This is a genomic window from Streptomyces tatrensis (assembly GCF_049310065.1).
Lineage (GTDB): Bacteria > Actinomycetota > Actinomycetes > Streptomycetales > Streptomycetaceae > Streptomyces.
Genome location: NZ_JBMDLB010000007.1, coordinates 2,471,484 through 2,487,156 on the forward strand (window position 1 = coordinate 2,471,484; position 15,673 = coordinate 2,487,156).

The 15,673-nt window shown below is 68.3% G+C and carries 13 protein-coding genes and 1 pseudogene; 1 reads left to right on the plus strand and 13 read right to left on the minus strand.

Going from position 1 to position 15,673, the window contains the following annotated elements; genetic code table 11:
* Positions 1 to 227 precede the first annotated feature (227 nt).
* The 6 genes from rlmN to rpsB form a co-directional block, all read right to left on the minus strand.
* Positions 228 to 1,340 (minus strand): dual-specificity RNA methyltransferase RlmN, encoded by a 1,113-nt coding sequence (gene rlmN, locus ACODT5_RS14365; protein ID WP_422519534.1) that lies wholly within the window; start codon positions 1,338 to 1,340, stop codon positions 228 to 230.
* A gap of 93 nt (positions 1,341 to 1,433) precedes the next feature.
* A complete protein-coding gene (locus ACODT5_RS14370) occupies positions 1,434 to 2,513 on the minus strand; it encodes a phosphatidate cytidylyltransferase (RefSeq protein WP_422519535.1) in 1,080 nt (359 codons plus the stop codon).
* Complete coding sequence (gene frr / locus ACODT5_RS14375; protein ID WP_112453867.1) at positions 2,513 to 3,070, minus strand: ribosome recycling factor; 558 nt, start codon at positions 3,068 to 3,070, stop codon at positions 2,513 to 2,515. The genes ACODT5_RS14370 and frr overlap by 1 nt, the downstream gene beginning before the upstream one ends.
* Before the next feature lie 52 nt (positions 3,071 to 3,122).
* Complete coding sequence (gene pyrH / locus ACODT5_RS14380) at positions 3,123 to 3,902, minus strand: UMP kinase (RefSeq protein WP_422519536.1); 780 nt, start codon at positions 3,900 to 3,902, stop codon at positions 3,123 to 3,125.
* Between the two features lie 162 nt (positions 3,903 to 4,064).
* A complete protein-coding gene (tsf, locus tag ACODT5_RS14385) occupies positions 4,065 to 4,901 on the minus strand; it encodes a translation elongation factor Ts (protein WP_266904072.1) in 837 nt (278 codons plus the stop codon).
* A 135-nt stretch (positions 4,902 to 5,036) separates the two neighbouring features.
* A complete protein-coding gene (gene rpsB / locus ACODT5_RS14390; RefSeq protein WP_422519537.1) occupies positions 5,037 to 5,984 on the minus strand; it encodes a 30S ribosomal protein S2 in 948 nt (315 codons plus the stop codon).
* A 251-nt stretch (positions 5,985 to 6,235) separates the two neighbouring features.
* On the opposite strand from rpsB, the gene ACODT5_RS14395 reads away from it, so the two are divergent.
* Complete coding sequence (locus ACODT5_RS14395; protein ID WP_422519538.1) at positions 6,236 to 6,883, plus strand: M23 family metallopeptidase; 648 nt, start codon at positions 6,236 to 6,238, stop codon at positions 6,881 to 6,883.
* Between the two features lie 233 nt (positions 6,884 to 7,116).
* Here ACODT5_RS14395 and ACODT5_RS14400 read toward each other — a convergent pair whose 3' ends face one another.
* From ACODT5_RS14400 to ACODT5_RS14430, 7 genes and pseudogenes are all read right to left on the minus strand, one after another.
* On the minus strand, positions 7,117 to 7,674 hold the full coding sequence (locus ACODT5_RS14400; protein ID WP_422519661.1) for a TetR/AcrR family transcriptional regulator: 558 nt from the start codon (positions 7,672 to 7,674) through the stop codon (positions 7,117 to 7,119).
* Positions 7,675 to 7,772: 98 nt separating this feature from the next.
* The gene (gene whiG / locus ACODT5_RS14405) at positions 7,773 to 8,606 is read right to left on the minus strand and encodes an RNA polymerase sigma factor WhiG (RefSeq protein WP_250743879.1); all 834 of its coding nucleotides are present in this window, start codon (positions 8,604 to 8,606) and stop codon (positions 7,773 to 7,775) included.
* 239 nt (positions 8,607 to 8,845) lie between these two features.
* Positions 8,846 to 9,511: pseudogene (locus tag ACODT5_RS14410) on the minus strand (DNA-processing protein DprA); the annotation flags it as partial.
* A 211-nt stretch (positions 9,512 to 9,722) separates the two neighbouring features.
* A complete protein-coding gene (locus tag ACODT5_RS14415; RefSeq protein ID WP_422519539.1) occupies positions 9,723 to 10,154 on the minus strand; it encodes a hypothetical protein in 432 nt (143 codons plus the stop codon).
* The gene (locus ACODT5_RS14420; RefSeq protein ID WP_422519540.1) at positions 10,151 to 12,301 is read right to left on the minus strand and encodes a hypothetical protein; all 2,151 of its coding nucleotides are present in this window, start codon (positions 12,299 to 12,301) and stop codon (positions 10,151 to 10,153) included. Before ACODT5_RS14420 ends, ACODT5_RS14415 begins: the two co-directional genes overlap by 4 nt.
* The gene (locus ACODT5_RS14425) at positions 12,298 to 13,932 is read right to left on the minus strand and encodes a hypothetical protein (RefSeq protein ID WP_422519541.1); all 1,635 of its coding nucleotides are present in this window, start codon (positions 13,930 to 13,932) and stop codon (positions 12,298 to 12,300) included. The genes ACODT5_RS14420 and ACODT5_RS14425 overlap by 4 nt, the downstream gene beginning before the upstream one ends.
* 245 nt (positions 13,933 to 14,177) lie before the next feature.
* Positions 14,178 to 15,449 carry a site-specific integrase gene (locus ACODT5_RS14430; protein ID WP_422519542.1) on the minus strand — a complete coding sequence of 424 codons (1,272 nt, stop codon included), beginning with the start codon at positions 15,447 to 15,449 and terminating at the stop codon, positions 14,178 to 14,180.
* Positions 15,450 to 15,673 lie beyond the last annotated feature (224 nt).

Here is a 15,673-nt window from a genome sequence, read left to right on the forward strand (position 1 = left end):
GGAGAAGACGCGGCCCTGCCCGGCGCTCTGTGGAGCGGACGCCGGGCAGGGCGCAACAGCTTGAGTGATGACCGAACTTCCTACCCCGAATGACCGGGGCGAGGTTCAGAGGGTCTGCGGTGACGGATACCGCACTCTCAGCGCTGTGGCGCTCCCCTGTCGGAATATGAAATTGGTTTCGGCCACAGGGTACCCCGTGGCCGAATGCACACCTCAACTGGCGGAAATCAGCGCTCCGAGGCGGCGAGCTGGCCGCACGCGCCGTCGATCTCCTGGCCGCGGGTGTCGCGCACGGTCACCGGCACCCCGTGACGGGCGATGGCGTCCACGAACGCCTTCTCGTCCTCGGGCCGCGAGGCGGTCCACTTCGAGCCCGGCGTCGGGTTCAGCGGGATCAGGTTGACGTGTACGCGCTTGCCCTTGAGCAGGCGGCCGAGCAGGTCACCGCGCCAGGCCTGGTCGTTGATGTCGCGGATCAGGGCGTACTCGATGGAGATCCGGCGGCCGGACTTCTCCGCGTACTCCCAGGCCGCGTCGAGCACCTCGCGGACGTTCCAGCGGGTGTTCACGGGGACCAGGGTGTCGCGCAGCTCGTCGTCCGGGGCGTGCAGGGAGACGGCGAGGCGGCATTTGAAGCCCTCGTCGGAGAAGCGCAGCATCGCCGGGACCAGGCCCACCGTGGAGACGGTGATCCCCCGCTGGGACAGGCCCAGGCCGTCGGGCTCCGGGTCGGTGAGGCGGCGGATGGCGCCGACGACGCGGTTGTAGTTGGCGAGCGGCTCGCCCATGCCCATGAAGACGATGTTCGACAGCCGGGCGGGCCCGCCGGGGACCTCGCCGTCGCGCAGGGCGCGCATGCCGTCGACGATCTGGTGGACGATCTCGGCCGTCGACAGGTTGCGGTCGAGGCCGGCCTGGCCGGTGGCGCAGAACGGGCAGTTCATGCCGCAGCCGGCCTGCGAGGAGATGCACATGGTGACCCGGTCCGGGTAGCGCATCAGCACGGACTCGACGAGCGTGCCGTCGTGCAGCTTCCACAGGGTCTTGCGGGTGGTGTCGTCATCGCAGGAGATGTGGCGCAGGACGTTCATCAGGTCCGGCAGCAGCTCCTGCTGGAGCTTCTCGCGAGAGGCGGCCGGGATGTCGGTCCACTCGGCCGGGTCGTGCGCGTACCGGGCGAAGTAGTGCTGGGAGAGCTGCTTGGCCCGGAAGGGCTTCTCACCGATCGCGGCGACGGCCTCCCGGCGCTCCTCGGGGGTGAGGTCGGCGAGGTGCCGGGGCGGCTTCTTCGCTCCACGAGGGGCGACGAAAGTGAGCTCTCCCGGAACAGGGCGGGCCATGGCAGGTACTCCTTGTAAGACGAAAGGCGCGCCGCAGAAGCAGCGCGCCTTCCAAGAGTAACCGCCCCGCCTGCACGGGCGCCTTTTCGCAGGTCAGCCGGTGCCGACGAACGCCGCGAGCAGCAGCCAGACCACCGGGGCCGTGGGAAGCAGGGAGTCGAGCCGGTCCATGATGCCGCCGTGGCCCGGCAGCAGGGTGCCCATGTCCTTGATCCCGAGATCCCGCTTGATCATGGATTCCCCGAGGTCGCCGAGGGTGGCACTGACCGCGACGGTGAGGCCGAGCACCAGGCCCTGCCACCAGACGCCCCCGTCGATCAGGAACTCCATGCACAGCGCGCCGGCCCCCATCGCGAAGGCCACCGCTCCGAAGAGCCCCTCGCGGGTCTTTCCGGGGCTGATGCGCGGGGCGAGCTTGGTCTTGCCGAAGCGCCAGCCGACCGCGTAGGCCCCGGTGTCGCTGACCACGGTCAGGACCAGGAAGGTGACGACCCGCTGCGGCCCGTCGTCGGCGGTGAGCAGCATCGCGACGAACGTGGCCAGGAAGGGCACGTAGAACGCCGCGAAGACTCCGGCGGTGACGTCCTTGAGGTAGTCCTCGGGCGGCTCGGTCATCCGCCAGACCAGGACCGCGAGGGCGGTCAGCGCCATCGCCACCCAGGCGCCCTCGGCCCCGCGGACGTATCCGGCGATGACCATGGCTGCGCCGCCGATGGCGAGCGGGACCAGCGGGGCCTTGATGCCCTTCTTCTCCTGGAGCCGGGAAGTGAGCTCCCACAGACCGACGACGACCGCCACGACGACGACGCCGACGAAGACCGCCTTGACGATGAACAGCGAGGCGAAGATGACCGCGCCGAGACCCAGCCCGACCCCTATGGCGGCACGCAGGTCCCGCCCGGCGCGCTTCTTCTGAGGCGGTGGCGAGGCGTCCTGCGGTGCCGGCGAAGGCGGGGTCGGCGGGGGGCTGGGCATGGGCTCCTGCGGCGGCGTATCGGCGCGGAAGAGGGGGCCGCCGTCAGCGGCGGCCCCCCGATCGCGTGCTTCCCGGTCGTCGAAGTCACGGCCGGCGGCATCGGGCACGATGGGCATGGGCCGAGTGTGCGGGCCAACCAGCGCATCGTAGGCGGGACCCGCCGGAACCGGCTCCGGCTGCCAGGAAGTGTCGTTCATCAGACTTCGAGGAGCTCGGCTTCCTTGTGCTTCAGGAGCTCGTCCACCTGCGCGACGTACTTCGCGGTGGTGTCGTCGAGCTCCTTCTCGGCGCGGCGCACCTCGTCCTCGCCGGCTTCCTTGTCCTTGACGAGCTTGTCGAGGGCGTCCTTCGCCTTGCGGCGGATGGCGCGGATCGAGACCTTGGAGTCCTCGGCCTTGGTGCGCGCGACCTTGATGTACTCCTTGCGGCGGTCCTGCGTCAGCTCGGGGAAGGTCACCCGGATGATGCTGCCGTCGTTGCTGGGGTTGACGCCCAGGTCGGAGTCGCGGATGGCCGTCTCGATGTTGCGCAGGGCGCTCTTGTCGAACGGGGTCACGATCGCCATGCGCGGCTCGGGGACCGAGAAGGAGGCGAGCTGGTTGATGGGCGTGATGGCGCCGTAGTACTCCGCCACGATCTTGTTGAACATCGCCGGGTGCGCACGACCGGTGCGAATCGCGGCGAAGTCTTCCTTGGCGACGACGACGGCCTTTTCCATCTTCTCCTCGGCCTCGAGGAGGATCTCTTCGGTCACCACGTGCTCCTGCATGTCAGAAATGGATGGTTCAGGCGGACGGGGGGCCTGCTCAGGCCCGGGTGCCCTGGTCGCTCACGAGCGTGCCGATCTTCTCACCCTTGACGGCTCGCGCGATATTGCCCTCGGCGAGCAGCTCGAAGACGAGGATCGGCAGCTTGTTGTCGCGGCACAGAGTGATGGCGGTGGCATCGGCGACCTTGAGGTCGCGCGACAGCACCTCGCTGTACTCCAGCGCGTCGAACTTCACCGCGTCCGGGTTCTTCTTCGGGTCGGAGTCGTAGACCCCATCGACGCCGTTCTTGCCCATGAGCAGGGCTTCCGCGTCGATCTCCAGGGCGCGCTGGGCGGCCGTGGTGTCGGTGGAGAAGTAGGGCATGCCCATGCCGGCGCCGAAGATGACCACGCGGCCCTTCTCCAGGTGGCGCACGGCGCGCAGCGGGATGTACGGCTCGGCGACCTGGCCCATGGTGATGGCCGTCTGGACGCGGGAGTCGATGCCTTCCTTCTCCAGGAAGTCCTGGAGGGCGAGGCAGTTCATGACCGTGCCGAGCATGCCCATGTAGTCGGACCGGGCCCGGTCCATGCCGCGCTGCTGGAGTTCGGCTCCGCGGAAGAAGTTGCCACCGCCGATCACGATCGCGATCTCCGCGCCGTCGCGGACCACCGCGGCGATCTCGCGGGCGATGGCGTGGACTACGTCGGGGTCGACGCCCAGTCCTCCGCCACCGGAGAAGGCCTCGCCCGACAGCTTCAGCATGAAGCGGCGGCCCTTCTTTTCCTGGTCGCTCTTGTCGTCGGAAGCGGTGTGGGTGTCCACGCCCTGATTCATGGAGATCTCCTCGTGCACATACGAAGAAGGCCATTGCCGGTGGGTCCTCGCGGTTCCCTCTACGGCAATGGCCTCCTCGTCAGATCTGCGGTCGCCCTGCGCGAACGCGGGCGACTGCTTCAGACCCTACCGGGGTCCGGTGTCCGTCGCGTACGGACGGACTCAGATGCCGACCTTGATGCGCGAGAAGCGCACCAGGGTGACACCGGCCTCGTCCAGAACCTTCTGGACGGACTTCTTGGCGTCCAGGGCGTACGCCTGGCCAAGCAGCGTGTTGTCGCGGAAGAAGCCGTTGACACGACCCTCGACGATCTTCGGCAGCGCGGCCTCCGGCTTGCCCTCGGCGCGGGTGACCTCTTCGGCCACGCGACGCTCGGACTCGACGACCTCGGCCGGAACGTCCTCGGCGGAGAGCCACTTCGGCGCGAACGCGGCGATGTGCTGCGCGACGCCGCGGGCGACCTCGGCGTTCTCCTTGTCGAGCTCGACCAGGACGCCGATCTGGAACGGCAGGTCGGGCATCGTGCGGTGCATGTACGCCGAGACGTAACCGCCGGTGAACTGCGCGAAGCGGTCCAGGACGATCTTCTCGCCGAGGTTGGCGTTGGCCTCGTCGACGAACGCCTGCACGGTCTTGCCGGGGGCGATCTCGGACGCGAGCAGCGCCTCGGTGTCGGCCGGCGAGGTCGCGGCGATGTGGTTGGCCAGCTCGTTGGTGACCGCAAGGAACTTGTCGCCCTTGGCGACGAAGTCCGTCTCGCACTTCAGCTCGACGAGGACACCGGAGGTGTTGTCGTCGGAGATGACGGAGACGACGGCACCGTTCTCGGCAGAACGGCCTTCGCGCTTGGCGACGCCCTTCTGACCCTTGATACGGAGTGCCTCGACGGCCTTGTCGACGTCACCGTCGGCCTCGACCAGCGCGTTCTTGCAGTCCAGCATGCCGACGCCGGTGAGCTCGCGGAGCTTCTTGACGTCAGCGGCGGTGTAGTTCGCCATGAGTCTGTGATTCTCTCTCGAAGTCGTAGATCTACGGGTGAACGGCGGAGGAGGCGCGCTTTTGGCGCGGCTCCCCCGCCGTCATCGTCCGTGCTGTGAGTGCCCGGCGCATGAACGCCGGGCGCTCTCAGTGGGTCAGGCCTGCTCGGCGTCGGCGGCCGGAGCCTCGACGACGGCCTCGGCGACAACCTCGGCCTCGACGGCCGGAGCAGCCTCGGCCTCGGCGGCCGGAGCGGCCTCAGCCTCGACGGCGGGGGTCTCGACAGCGGCCTCGGCCGGAGCGGCCTCAGCGTCGTCGGCCTTCTTCTCGCCCTCGAGCAGGTCGCGCTCCCACTCGGCGAGCGGCTCGGCGGCGGCCTTCTCGCCCGGCTTCGAGTCACCAGTGGCGGCACCGGAACGGGCGATGAGGCCCTCGGCGACGGCGTCGGCGATCACGCGGGTGAGCAGACCGACGGAGCGGATCGCGTCGTCGTTGCCCGGGATCTTGTAGTCGACCTCGTCGGGGTCGCAGTTGGTGTCGAGGATCGCGACGACCGGGATGTGGAGCTTGCGCGCCTCACCGACGGCGATGTGCTCCTTCTTGGTGTCGACGATCCAGACGGCGCTGGGGACCTTCGACATCTCGCGGATACCACCGAGGGTCTTCTCCAGCTTGATCTTCTCGCGAGAGAGGACCAGGAGCTCCTTCTTGGTGAGACCCGAGGCGGCGACGTCCTCGAAGTCGATCGCCTCAAGCTCCTTCAGACGCTGAAGGCGCTTGTAGACGGTGGAGAAGTTGGTGAGCATGCCACCCAGCCACCGCTGGTTGACGTAGGGCATACCAACGCGCGTCGCCTGCTCGGCGATGGCCTCCTGGGCCTGCTTCTTGGTACCGACGAACATGATGGAACCGCCGTGGGCGACGGTCTCCTTCACGAACTCGTAGGCGCGGTCGATGTACGACAGCGACTGCAGCAGGTCGATGATGTAGATGCCGTTGCGCTCCGTGAAGATGAAGCGCTTCATCTTCGGGTTCCAGCGGCGGGTCTGGTGACCGAAGTGGACGCCGCTTTCCAGCAGCTCCCGCATCGTTACGACGGCCATGGCCATCTCCTTGTTTCTCGGTTTGGTTCCTGACGCCCCTGTCGCGCCCTGCCCCCGCAGAGGGGACCGAGAGACGCTGTCACCTGGCCCTGAGGGGCCGGTGCTGGGGCGTGCGAAGTCGACCCGGTGACCCGGATCGCCACAAGAAGTGTACGGGACCCGGTGGTATGCCGGATGACGCGGTTGTCCACAGTGCCCCGACCGTCCACAGGCCCGGGCGGGACCGGCTCCGGAACCGGAACCATTCCCCCATGACGAAGCTGCTGCTCACCCTGCTCCTGACCCTGGGCCTCACCCTGGCCCCACCTCCGACGGCACCGGGGCCACCGGAGCTCCGGCGCGCTCCGAGCACCGCGGGGGCCCCGGGCGGACGCCCGCTCCCGTCTCCCCTGACGGTGGTCCGCTGGTGGGACCCGCCCCCGACCCCGTACGCGGCGGGCCACCGCGGAGTGGACCTGGCGGCCCCGGTGGGCGCGGAACTCCGCGCGGTCGGTCCGGGGCGGGTCCACTACGCCGGCCCGGTCGCGGGCCGCGGTGTCCTCTCGCTGACCCTCCCGAACGGCCTGCGCACGACGTACGAACCGGTCCGCCCCCTGGTGGCACAGGGCGCCGAGGTCACGAAGGGCCAGGTGGTGGCCCTCCTCACGGACGGCCCCCACTGCCCCCGCCCCTGCCTCCACTGGGGCCTCCTCCACACAAACACCTACCTCAACCCCCTGACCCTCCTCCCCCACCCGACCCCCCGCCTACTGCCCCTGAGCGGGCAAGGGCTCTCAACCGGCATTCGAGGACCAGGGGCTTTCCAACCGTCCGGCGTTCGAGGACCGGGGTCTGGGGCTCTTCAGCCGTCCGGCATTCGAGAGCCGGGGTCCGGGGCTCTTCAGCCGTCCGGCGTTTGAGGACCGGGGTCTGGGGCGGAGCCCCAGGGGGTCCGGGCGCAGCCCGGTACCCCTCCAGCCCGTCCGGCGCTTGAGGACCGGGTCAGGGCAGAGCCCTGGGAACGGAGGAAGGGTGGGTAGGGGACAGCCCCCGCAGGGCACCCGACCACCGAACCGGCACGCCGCGACGCCGAACCGGTGCCCAAGTGCAGGGCCGGAACAGGGTCAGACCGGGTCCGGGACCCGGGCCGGGGTCAGCCTCCGACGCCCCGCAGGGCCATGGCCACCGCCGCGTCCGTGACCACGACGGGGTCCTCCCCCGCGCCGGCCTCGATCCGCCGGACGGCGGCGTCCACCACACCCTGGAGCAGCATCGCGGCCAGCCTCGGCTCCGCCTGCCCCAGCGCGCCCAACGCCTCCACGATCATCGCGATCAGCGACCCGTGCGCCGCCCGGATCTTCTCGCGCGCCCCGGCGTCCAGCTCGCTCGCGGAGATCGCCACCACCGCCCGGTGCCGCTTGTCCCCCACCAGCCCCAGCTGGCAGCGCACATACGCCTCGATCTTCGCCTCCGGCGCCTCCGCCTCGGACATCGCCGCCTCGATCTCGGCCGCCCACACGGGGAAGTCCACCGCGCACAGCTCTTCGACGACGGCCGCGCGGGACCGGAAGTACTCGTACACGGAGGACCGGGCAAGGCCGGTCCGCTCGGCGAGGGCGGGGAAGGTCAGCGCTTCCGTCCCCCCTTCGGACAGCAGGGAACGCGCGGCGTCCAACAGGGCCCCGCGCTGCATCGACCGGTGCTCGGCCACGGAGGCCGCTCGAATCCTGGGCACGCGTCCACTCTACGGATGTACCGCAAGGCCGTCGCACGCTCTCGGCCGCAGCCCTGGCACCCCGGGGCCCCGGTTCAGCGCCCGACGTCCGCCAGCTTCGCCCGCAGCTGCAGGACCGACTTGGTGTGGATCTGGCTGACGCGGCTCTCGGTGACCCCGAGGACGTTGCCGATCTCGGCGAGCGTGAGGCCCTCGTAGTAGTAGAGGGTCACCACCGTCTTCTCCCGCTCGGGCAGCGTGTTGATGGCCCGCGCCAGCAGCCGCCGCAACTCCCGGTCCTCCGCGACCTCCACCGGGTTGTCCGCGGCGGTGTCCTCCAGGGTGTCCATCAGGGAGAGGCGGTCACCCTCCCCGCCCACGTGCAGCAGCTCTTCCAGGGCGACCACGTTGGCCAGCGACAACTGGCTGAAAACGGCGTGCAGATCCTCCACGCCGATGCCCATCTCCCCGGCGACCTCGTGCTCGGTCGGGGTGCGCCGCAGCTGGGCCTCCAGCGTGGCGTAGGCCCGTTCCACGGCGCGCGCCTTCTGCCGCACCGAGCGGGGGATCCAGTCCAGCGCCCGCAACTCGTCGATCATCGCGCCGCGGATGCGGGTGATCGCGTACGTCTCGAACTTGATGGACCGTTCGATGTCGAACTTCTCGATGGCGTCGATCAGTCCGAAGACTCCGGAGGAGACGAAGTCGGCCTGTTCCACATTGGGCGGCAGACCGACGCTGACGCGGCCCGCCACGTACTTCACGAGGGGCGAGTAGTGCAGGATCAGCTGCTCCCGCAGCCGCTCGTCACCCGAGTCCTTGTACGAGCGCCACAGCACCTCCAGGGACGAGGGCGCGGTGGACCGCTCGCTGCCGCGCGCAGCGGGGGGCACCGCAGCGCGGTCGGACCCTGAGGTGTGCTGGGGCATGCTTCGCCTTTGCCGGAGCCGGATTCCTTGGGAGCGTAGCGTGACGGAAGTGTCGCGGTGCGCGAAGAGTACGGGATCGCGCGGGCCCGCAAGGGCGCCCGGACTCGCGCGGGCGACCCGGGACCGGCGCCTGGCGCACGGTCCCGGCGGGTACCACCGGGAAGGCCGCGTCTCTCATCGGCTTCACTCTTTCACCGGAACGCCCCAGGTCAACGACCGCCTCGCCGGGCAGCTCCGCTTTATGCGCCTCCTCTCGGCCGCTTCGGGGCCAACTGCCAGCCGTCGCCCTGCCGTTCGACGAACCCCAGAGAGTGAAGTTCGTACAGTCTGCCGATGACTTCATCGGTGCCGGTGCCCGCCGCGAGGGCCAGCTCCCCCAGGTCCGCGAGGCGGCCTGCCGGCAGGGCGTCGAGTACCCGGACCGCTTCGGGACCCAGCAGGTCCCGGGCGATCACGGGGCCCCGCCGCTCGGGAGCCAGCTCTCCCATCCCTCCGACCAGCTCGACGACCTCCGCCGCGTCCGTGACCAGCGAGGCCTCGCCGCGCAGCAGTTCGTGCACGCCTGCCGAGAGCCCGCTGGTGGCCGGGCCCGGGATGCCCATGGTGATCCTCCCCAGTGCCTGGGCCCGCCGGGCGGTGACCAGGGACCCGCTGCGGTGGGCCGCCTCCACGACGACCGTGCCCCGGGTCAGGGCGGCGATGACGCGGTTGCGCAGGACGAACCGGCTCGGCGTGGGATGGCTGCCGGGCGGCAGCTCGCCGAGGAGCAGCCCCTGGGCGGCGATCCGGCCGAGCAGTCCGGCGTGCCCGCGCGGGTAGGGCACGTCCACCCCGCAGGCCAGCACGGCGGCCGTCGCTCCGCCGGCGGCGAGGGCCCCGCGGTGGGCGGCGCCGTCGATCCCGTAGGTTATCTAGCAGGCTTTACTTGTTGTTTGCCATCTCTGGGCTGCTGGCTAGTCCCAGCTCAGGGCCCATGCGCCTGGGTAGCTGTGAGCAACAGGTGCCAGAAGAGCATCTGCTCCCGCTTTGGCCGACCACCGGTCCTCTCCTGGCCACCCTCGCCCGGTGCGGGAAGCTGGGAGGACGGTGCCCGATGACCAGCCAGCCCGGCGGTGCTCAGCGGCTCGCTGTCCGTCTTTGGGGGCGGATGGGAGTGACGCGGGCCGCGGTGCCCAGTTGCTCAGCCAAGGCCGCGTTCTCCAGACTCAGCAGGTTGATTGATGCCGCGTAGATCTCGAATCGTTCCTCGAGCTCGGCGGTGTATTTCAGCAACTCAGCGTGCTTCTTCTTGAGCAGGTCGAACTCGTCGAGTCGCTTCGCGAAAGCGGCTGGCGTGTTGCCCGTGGCCTTGACCCGTGCTTGGAAGAGGTCCTTGAGGTCCAGGTACTGATGCGTGAGATACCAGCGCTTGACGCCTGCTTCGAGGGCCAGCTGGGAGACGCTGAGCCTGCCTGTGGATCTCAACGGAGTGCCGGCAAGGAGCCGGTCCATCGCTGCCAAGATCGCGGTCCGGTTGGCGTCGTCCTGGGCTGGGGCGGTAGCGGTCATGGGGTGCGTCCCTTCCCGTCCTGTTCATGGGTGGCAAGAATTGACTGGAGTCGCTCGAGTTCCTGCCGGTCGCGCGCGTGGCGGAACGGCGGGGCCAGGGGGTCCTCAACGATCTCGACCAGCCCGTCGTGACGGCGCTGGATCTGCAGGATGTCGCGGTCTGTGCGCGCGAGATTTCGGCACTTGGGTCGGCAGTCGTCGGTGTCCGGGGTGACCATCGGGTCGTCAACATCGCCTCTGAGCTGACAGGCCGCCTGCGCCGGGTCGAGGACGCATGTCATGCCCTCGCCGTGGTGGATCTGCAGAAGCGGGTTCCCGACCAGGTCGCGAGCCTGGCCCTCACTCGTCAGGACGTGTCCGGCGAACTGGCTGTTCGCCGCGGTCACGCGGTGTTTGTAAGCCTCTGCGGCGGGGCCGCTCACTCTCTCGCCGGCGACGAGAGCGCGTTCGTCTTCGGTGATTCCCTCGATCCGGAACAGCCAGTCCTCGAAGGCGTACTCGTCCGGGAACCCCGACTCGTAGGTGCCTGCATATCCTTGAATTATTCGAGTATGGACATGGCCATACTGAATTGAGGCCGCGACCAGACCGCGAGGCCGGCGCCGGATGAACCAGGCCAATGTTCTGCGGAACCGGGAAGCGGTGAGCCCGCCCCGGGGATCGGCGGGGATGTTCTCGGCGCGACCGCGTCGCTGGCACTCCGTGTTCACCCAGGACACGAACTTGGCGAGATCGGTGGCGATCGACTGGTCACGTCGGGCATTTCCCCTGCGCCGCTTGTTCTTCTTGCGCCGGTAGGGCTCGATCAGGTTCGGGAAGAGCAACTGCTTCTGGTGCAACCGCTCCAGCACGCCGACCGCGGTGGCCACGATCTCGACGACGACCCACGGATCCTCGCGCCTCTGGCCGGCTGGGATCTTGTTTCCCTCCTCGTCGACGGCGTTCTTGTAGGCGGTGCCGTGCATGAGCCAGAGATTCGCGGTCGTGTCCCGCTCGATGCACCCGCGTTCGAGGTTGAGCACCTCGCCAGGACGAGCGCCAGATAGGTATGCGACCACGGTGAAGCAGGCGGTGCTCAGCAACCGACCGAGGTCACGGCCCTCAAGGTATTTGAAGCGTTGCTCATGCCACGGCTGTCCGTCGAGGAGCCCCGTGGGTGATGCCTGAAGGTAGGCGCCGTCGTCGATGGGGATTCCGGAGTCGATGGCCAGCAGGCCCGTGCTGGTGCTCTTGACGGACTCCGCGCAGGCGATGACTCGGGCGACGTGCCGGAAGTCGATCACGTAGTGGTCGCCCTGCCGCTTGCCCGGCAGCTTTTCGCCGCGTTCACGCAGTCCCTGGAGGTAGGCAGTCATCTCCTGAGCGCGTTGACCTGCGGGAACCCGAAGATCAGAGGTACTCAGGCGTGCGCGTTCCGTCGACTCGCGGCTCTGCAGCCGGACGTGGTCGGCGTGAGCGTTGAGGATGTCCTCGCTGAAGTCCTCGACGAAGCGGATGGCCCACCACAGCAGCGGCTGCATGGTGCGCTCGTGGATGCGTTGGGTCTTGTTCGTGCCGGTGACCGGGTTCTTCTCGAGCAGGTCCTTGGTGTCCTGCCCTCCCCAAGGTGGGGAGTCAGGCAATCCCATGCTGCGCGGCAGCACTGTGCGGTAGTGCCAAAGACGCCGCACTTCGGTGAGCAACCGGTACTTCCGGTCCAGACTGAACTCGTCGTCCCGTACGTCCTCGAGGTAGTCGGCGATCAGCTCGGCAGTAACCGCGCCCAGAGCGTGGATGCCACGGCCCCCGAGCCAGATGAAGAACGCCCTGAGTGATGCGGAGGTGTTCACGATCGTCCTGATCGACGGCTGCCCGGAGCCCCGGCGCATGCCCTTGATCTGCATGTTGTTCAGCAGCTGCCACACGTAGTGCTTGGCGGCCAGCCGGAGCGTCGAGGGGACATCGGCGAAGCTCACCCCGGCTGCCGACGCGTGGCCCTCGAAGACTGCATGGTCGAGATGCCAGTAGTCGTCCGAGAACACTGACAGCTCGCTGACGGGTGTCCCCGGCGGGATCTCCCGGCGAAGCAACACCGGCGTCTGGGCGTCAGGCCACTCGGTGCCTTCCGGAACGGTGTCCCAGCCGATGGCCAGAGCGTATTCAGTCATCGCAGATCAAGCTCCCTGTTCAAGAACCTCGTGACCATCGCTCGGTCGGATTCGGAGACGGCCGCCCGCGCGTCGTCCACCGCGGTGGGTCCGTGCCGGTCCATCAGGTCCGAGAGCTGTGCCTGGGGGCCCGAGAAGCGCCGCACCCACTGCAACGGCGTCATGTCGTCCTTCCGTGCCTCCAGGCGGTCGTGGACGAGAACCTGGACGGGCAGATGGCGGGGAAGCGCCCGAGCACACGGACATCCCAGGCAGACCATGAACGAGGCTCTGCACGGCTCTCCCGCAGGCGCCTGCGGGCTGTTCTCGTGGTCGACGCAGGCGTTCATCACGGTGTCCAGCTCGCCGTCGATCATCTTCCGCAAGGTCAGGATGTTGACGCCGTACTTGTGAGCGACCGCTTCGATGTCGGTGTGCGCCTGTTCGAGGTCATCCCTGGTGAGTGTGGCCATGGCCGCGCGGGCCGTGGCCTTGCTGACCTCTTCGTCCAACGCCGCGGCGACCACCCGCCGGTATGCGGTGATGTTGCCGCGGTTGCGGGCGAGGTAGTCCGTGGCCAGCGTCTGTTCGGTGTGAGCGACGGGCTTCTGGTGGAGCTCAACGTGGGACAGCCTCAGAAGGTCGAACGTCACCGCCATCCGGACCGGCTTGCCCTTGGCGTCCCGCGCATCGGCCAACAGAACTCTCGACTTGGCCCAGGCCGCAATGCCGCTTTCCCCCGGGGTGGCCAGGCCCCGTCCTTGCGATGGGCTCGACCCCCGCCAGCCGAGGAAGAGCAGGTCAGAGCCGGTGATTTCCCGTGACCGGGACGTCAGCTCGTGGAGAAGCACATAGAGGCCGAAGGGCGTGTGCAGCTCATCGCGCGCCGACAGCTCGTCCAGACCGTCCGGAATGCTGATCCAGTCCGGAATGTCACTGAGCACCAACGTCATGTGCGCCCGATTGCCCCTGCGTTTCTTGCGCTGCCTGATGATGGCCGTGCCGGTTCCGCCCGTGTGACCATCCGCGCGGTGGTGAACAGCTTTCGTCTTCATCAGAACGCTGCGGTTCTGGCCGGTCATGACGGCCATCAGGACCGCGCCGGCGACGCACTCGTCAGCAGACAGATGCAGCCAGGAGATCATTTCCCGAGCAGGCCCCAACTTGGCGACCCAGGGCCGAGGCTTGTCATAGCCGCTGTTGGCGCCCTTCGCCACCGTGACCCGAGGAACATCACCGACCCGATGGACGTGCTCCAGCACTTCGAGAGCGCGAGCCGGGACATCGGGTGGGACCTGGCCCTCCTGGACCTGTCGCAGCAACGCGCGATTACGGCGGATCCGGGCAGCCGCAGCCCTCAGATCGACACGCGCCGCGTCAGCGATCCTGCGCATCTCGGCTCGGCTGTAACTCTCCTTGGCCTCCGGCGCGGGCCGTCGAGGACTGCGCTCCTTCAGCTTCCCCCTGGTCGCGTCGCTCAGGCCCTCGGTTTCAGCCAGGAGGAGCTTGAGGGCCGACAGTTCCCTGGAAGCATCCCGAGCGCTCTTCCGCCGATGGTCGTAGAAGCCGTCCAGATGCTCAGGAACCAGGTGGGAAACCTCCGTCGGGGCCCACGCCAATGTCGACACGTAACTGGCGAACTGCAGAGCCACCCGCCAAGGCTTCTCCATCGCCACCAGGGACGTGAGCCCTCCACCAGATACCGTGCGACGGGCGAAGGCCGAGGCCAGAGCCGTCTGCAGGCCAGGCGCCAGTGCCAGCCGCTCAAAGTCGAAGTCCTGGTGCTCGCCGCTCTCCTCTTGGAAGCACCTCACGATCAGACCGCGGCTCCCGTCCAAAATCCCCCTGGCGGTCCTGGGGCCGGGGCCAGGACGTGCGGCTCGTCGACCGGACCGGCTCAATTGCCGCCCGCCATCGGATCGGTGCGGACCTGGGCGTGATTGGCGAAGACATCGGCCATGAATTTCGCCACCGGAAAGTCCTCCGCGTGCAGCAGCAACAACTCGACCTCGAGATTCTGGAAGGGTTCGAGGTAGACGCCCTTGGTCGTCTCGACTCTTCGGTGCCCCAAAATTGTCTGCACCAGATGCCAGGTGTCGCCGAACTCCGAGCGGAAGTCCCTGGCCTCTTCCCGGCTCAGATGGGCCAGCCGTGCGGTGCGGATCAGCTTCCCGATGGCGAACCATCGCAGGGCGCAGGAGTGCCGGAGCATGTGGGCCGTGCAGGTGAAGTCGGGAAGCCCCAGTGCTTCGATCCGCTTGTTGGCGGTCGCGAACGTGTGGTGCCACCCATGATCGTCACGGGGTAGTCCGTCCTCGTTCAACCACAGTGACAACGGCTCGAGACCTTGCGCCGTCTGCCGGAACAGCTTTCGGCGTTCGGGCGGTTTCAGGGAGTTCCAGGCGATGGACGCCTTCGCGCCCTCCAGCATCACCGACTTGCCATGGCGGGCGGAGCCGACGACGAGCCTCTTGTTCCTCACCGACTCGTAGCGGCCGGCGGCCTGTGCTCGCCGCACGGCCCTGGCGCGGGCTCCCTCGATATAGGCCCGTGAACTGGCCAGCACCGATCTCGGCATCCAGTACGAGTGCCCGTAGCCGCCCTTGGCGCACGAGTCCGCCAGCGTGCAGGTGAAGTAGCCGCGTCCGTGGACCAGCGGCGGCAACTCGGGCAGCACCACGCTTCCCCACTCGAAGAGCCGCAGACCGGTGCCGTAGAGGCCGTCGTAGAAAGCAGAATCCCGTTGCTCGTTGCGACCGCGCCACGACCGGTCCGGCCGACCTGTCAGGTCCCTGCCTCGCAGCCCGAGGTCCTTCCACCGGGCCACTGCCGCCGGATCGAGCCACTTCACGTCGGCCTTCCGCACCCCCCGCGGCCTGTCCATTCCCTCGAACGGGTTCGGCGTTTCGTGCTCACGGCCCATAAAACCGTAGAAGGTCTTGCATGCCGCCAGGTCCCGGGCGAAGGACGATGCCTCGACCCGGTCGTCATTCGCCGGATCTGTCATCCGCCAGAACTGGAACTCCTCCGCGTCGTCGGCTGATGCCTCCCACCACTGACGTTCCATCCCGTCCAGGAAGTCCAGCCACAGCGCAAGGGAGTACGCGTAGTCCCGGTTGGTGGTGTCCGCCAGTTTGCGCATCCGCGCTGACGCGAGGAATGCGTTCACCCGTAGGTCAGGAAGTCCGCTCGGTCCGATAAGAAATCTCTGCCCGTGTCTGCCACCACGTCCCCGGATCCAGGTCTCAAGATCCGTTGCGTGCTCCGGCGCGGCGTCCGGCAGCGCGCCCCACGTACGTTCCAGGTTGTACCGATGTACTCGCCAGCCCGCAGGCGGGGCAACCGCCTCAGTTGTACTCATGGCCTCACTACAACAGGTAACTGGCTAGAGAA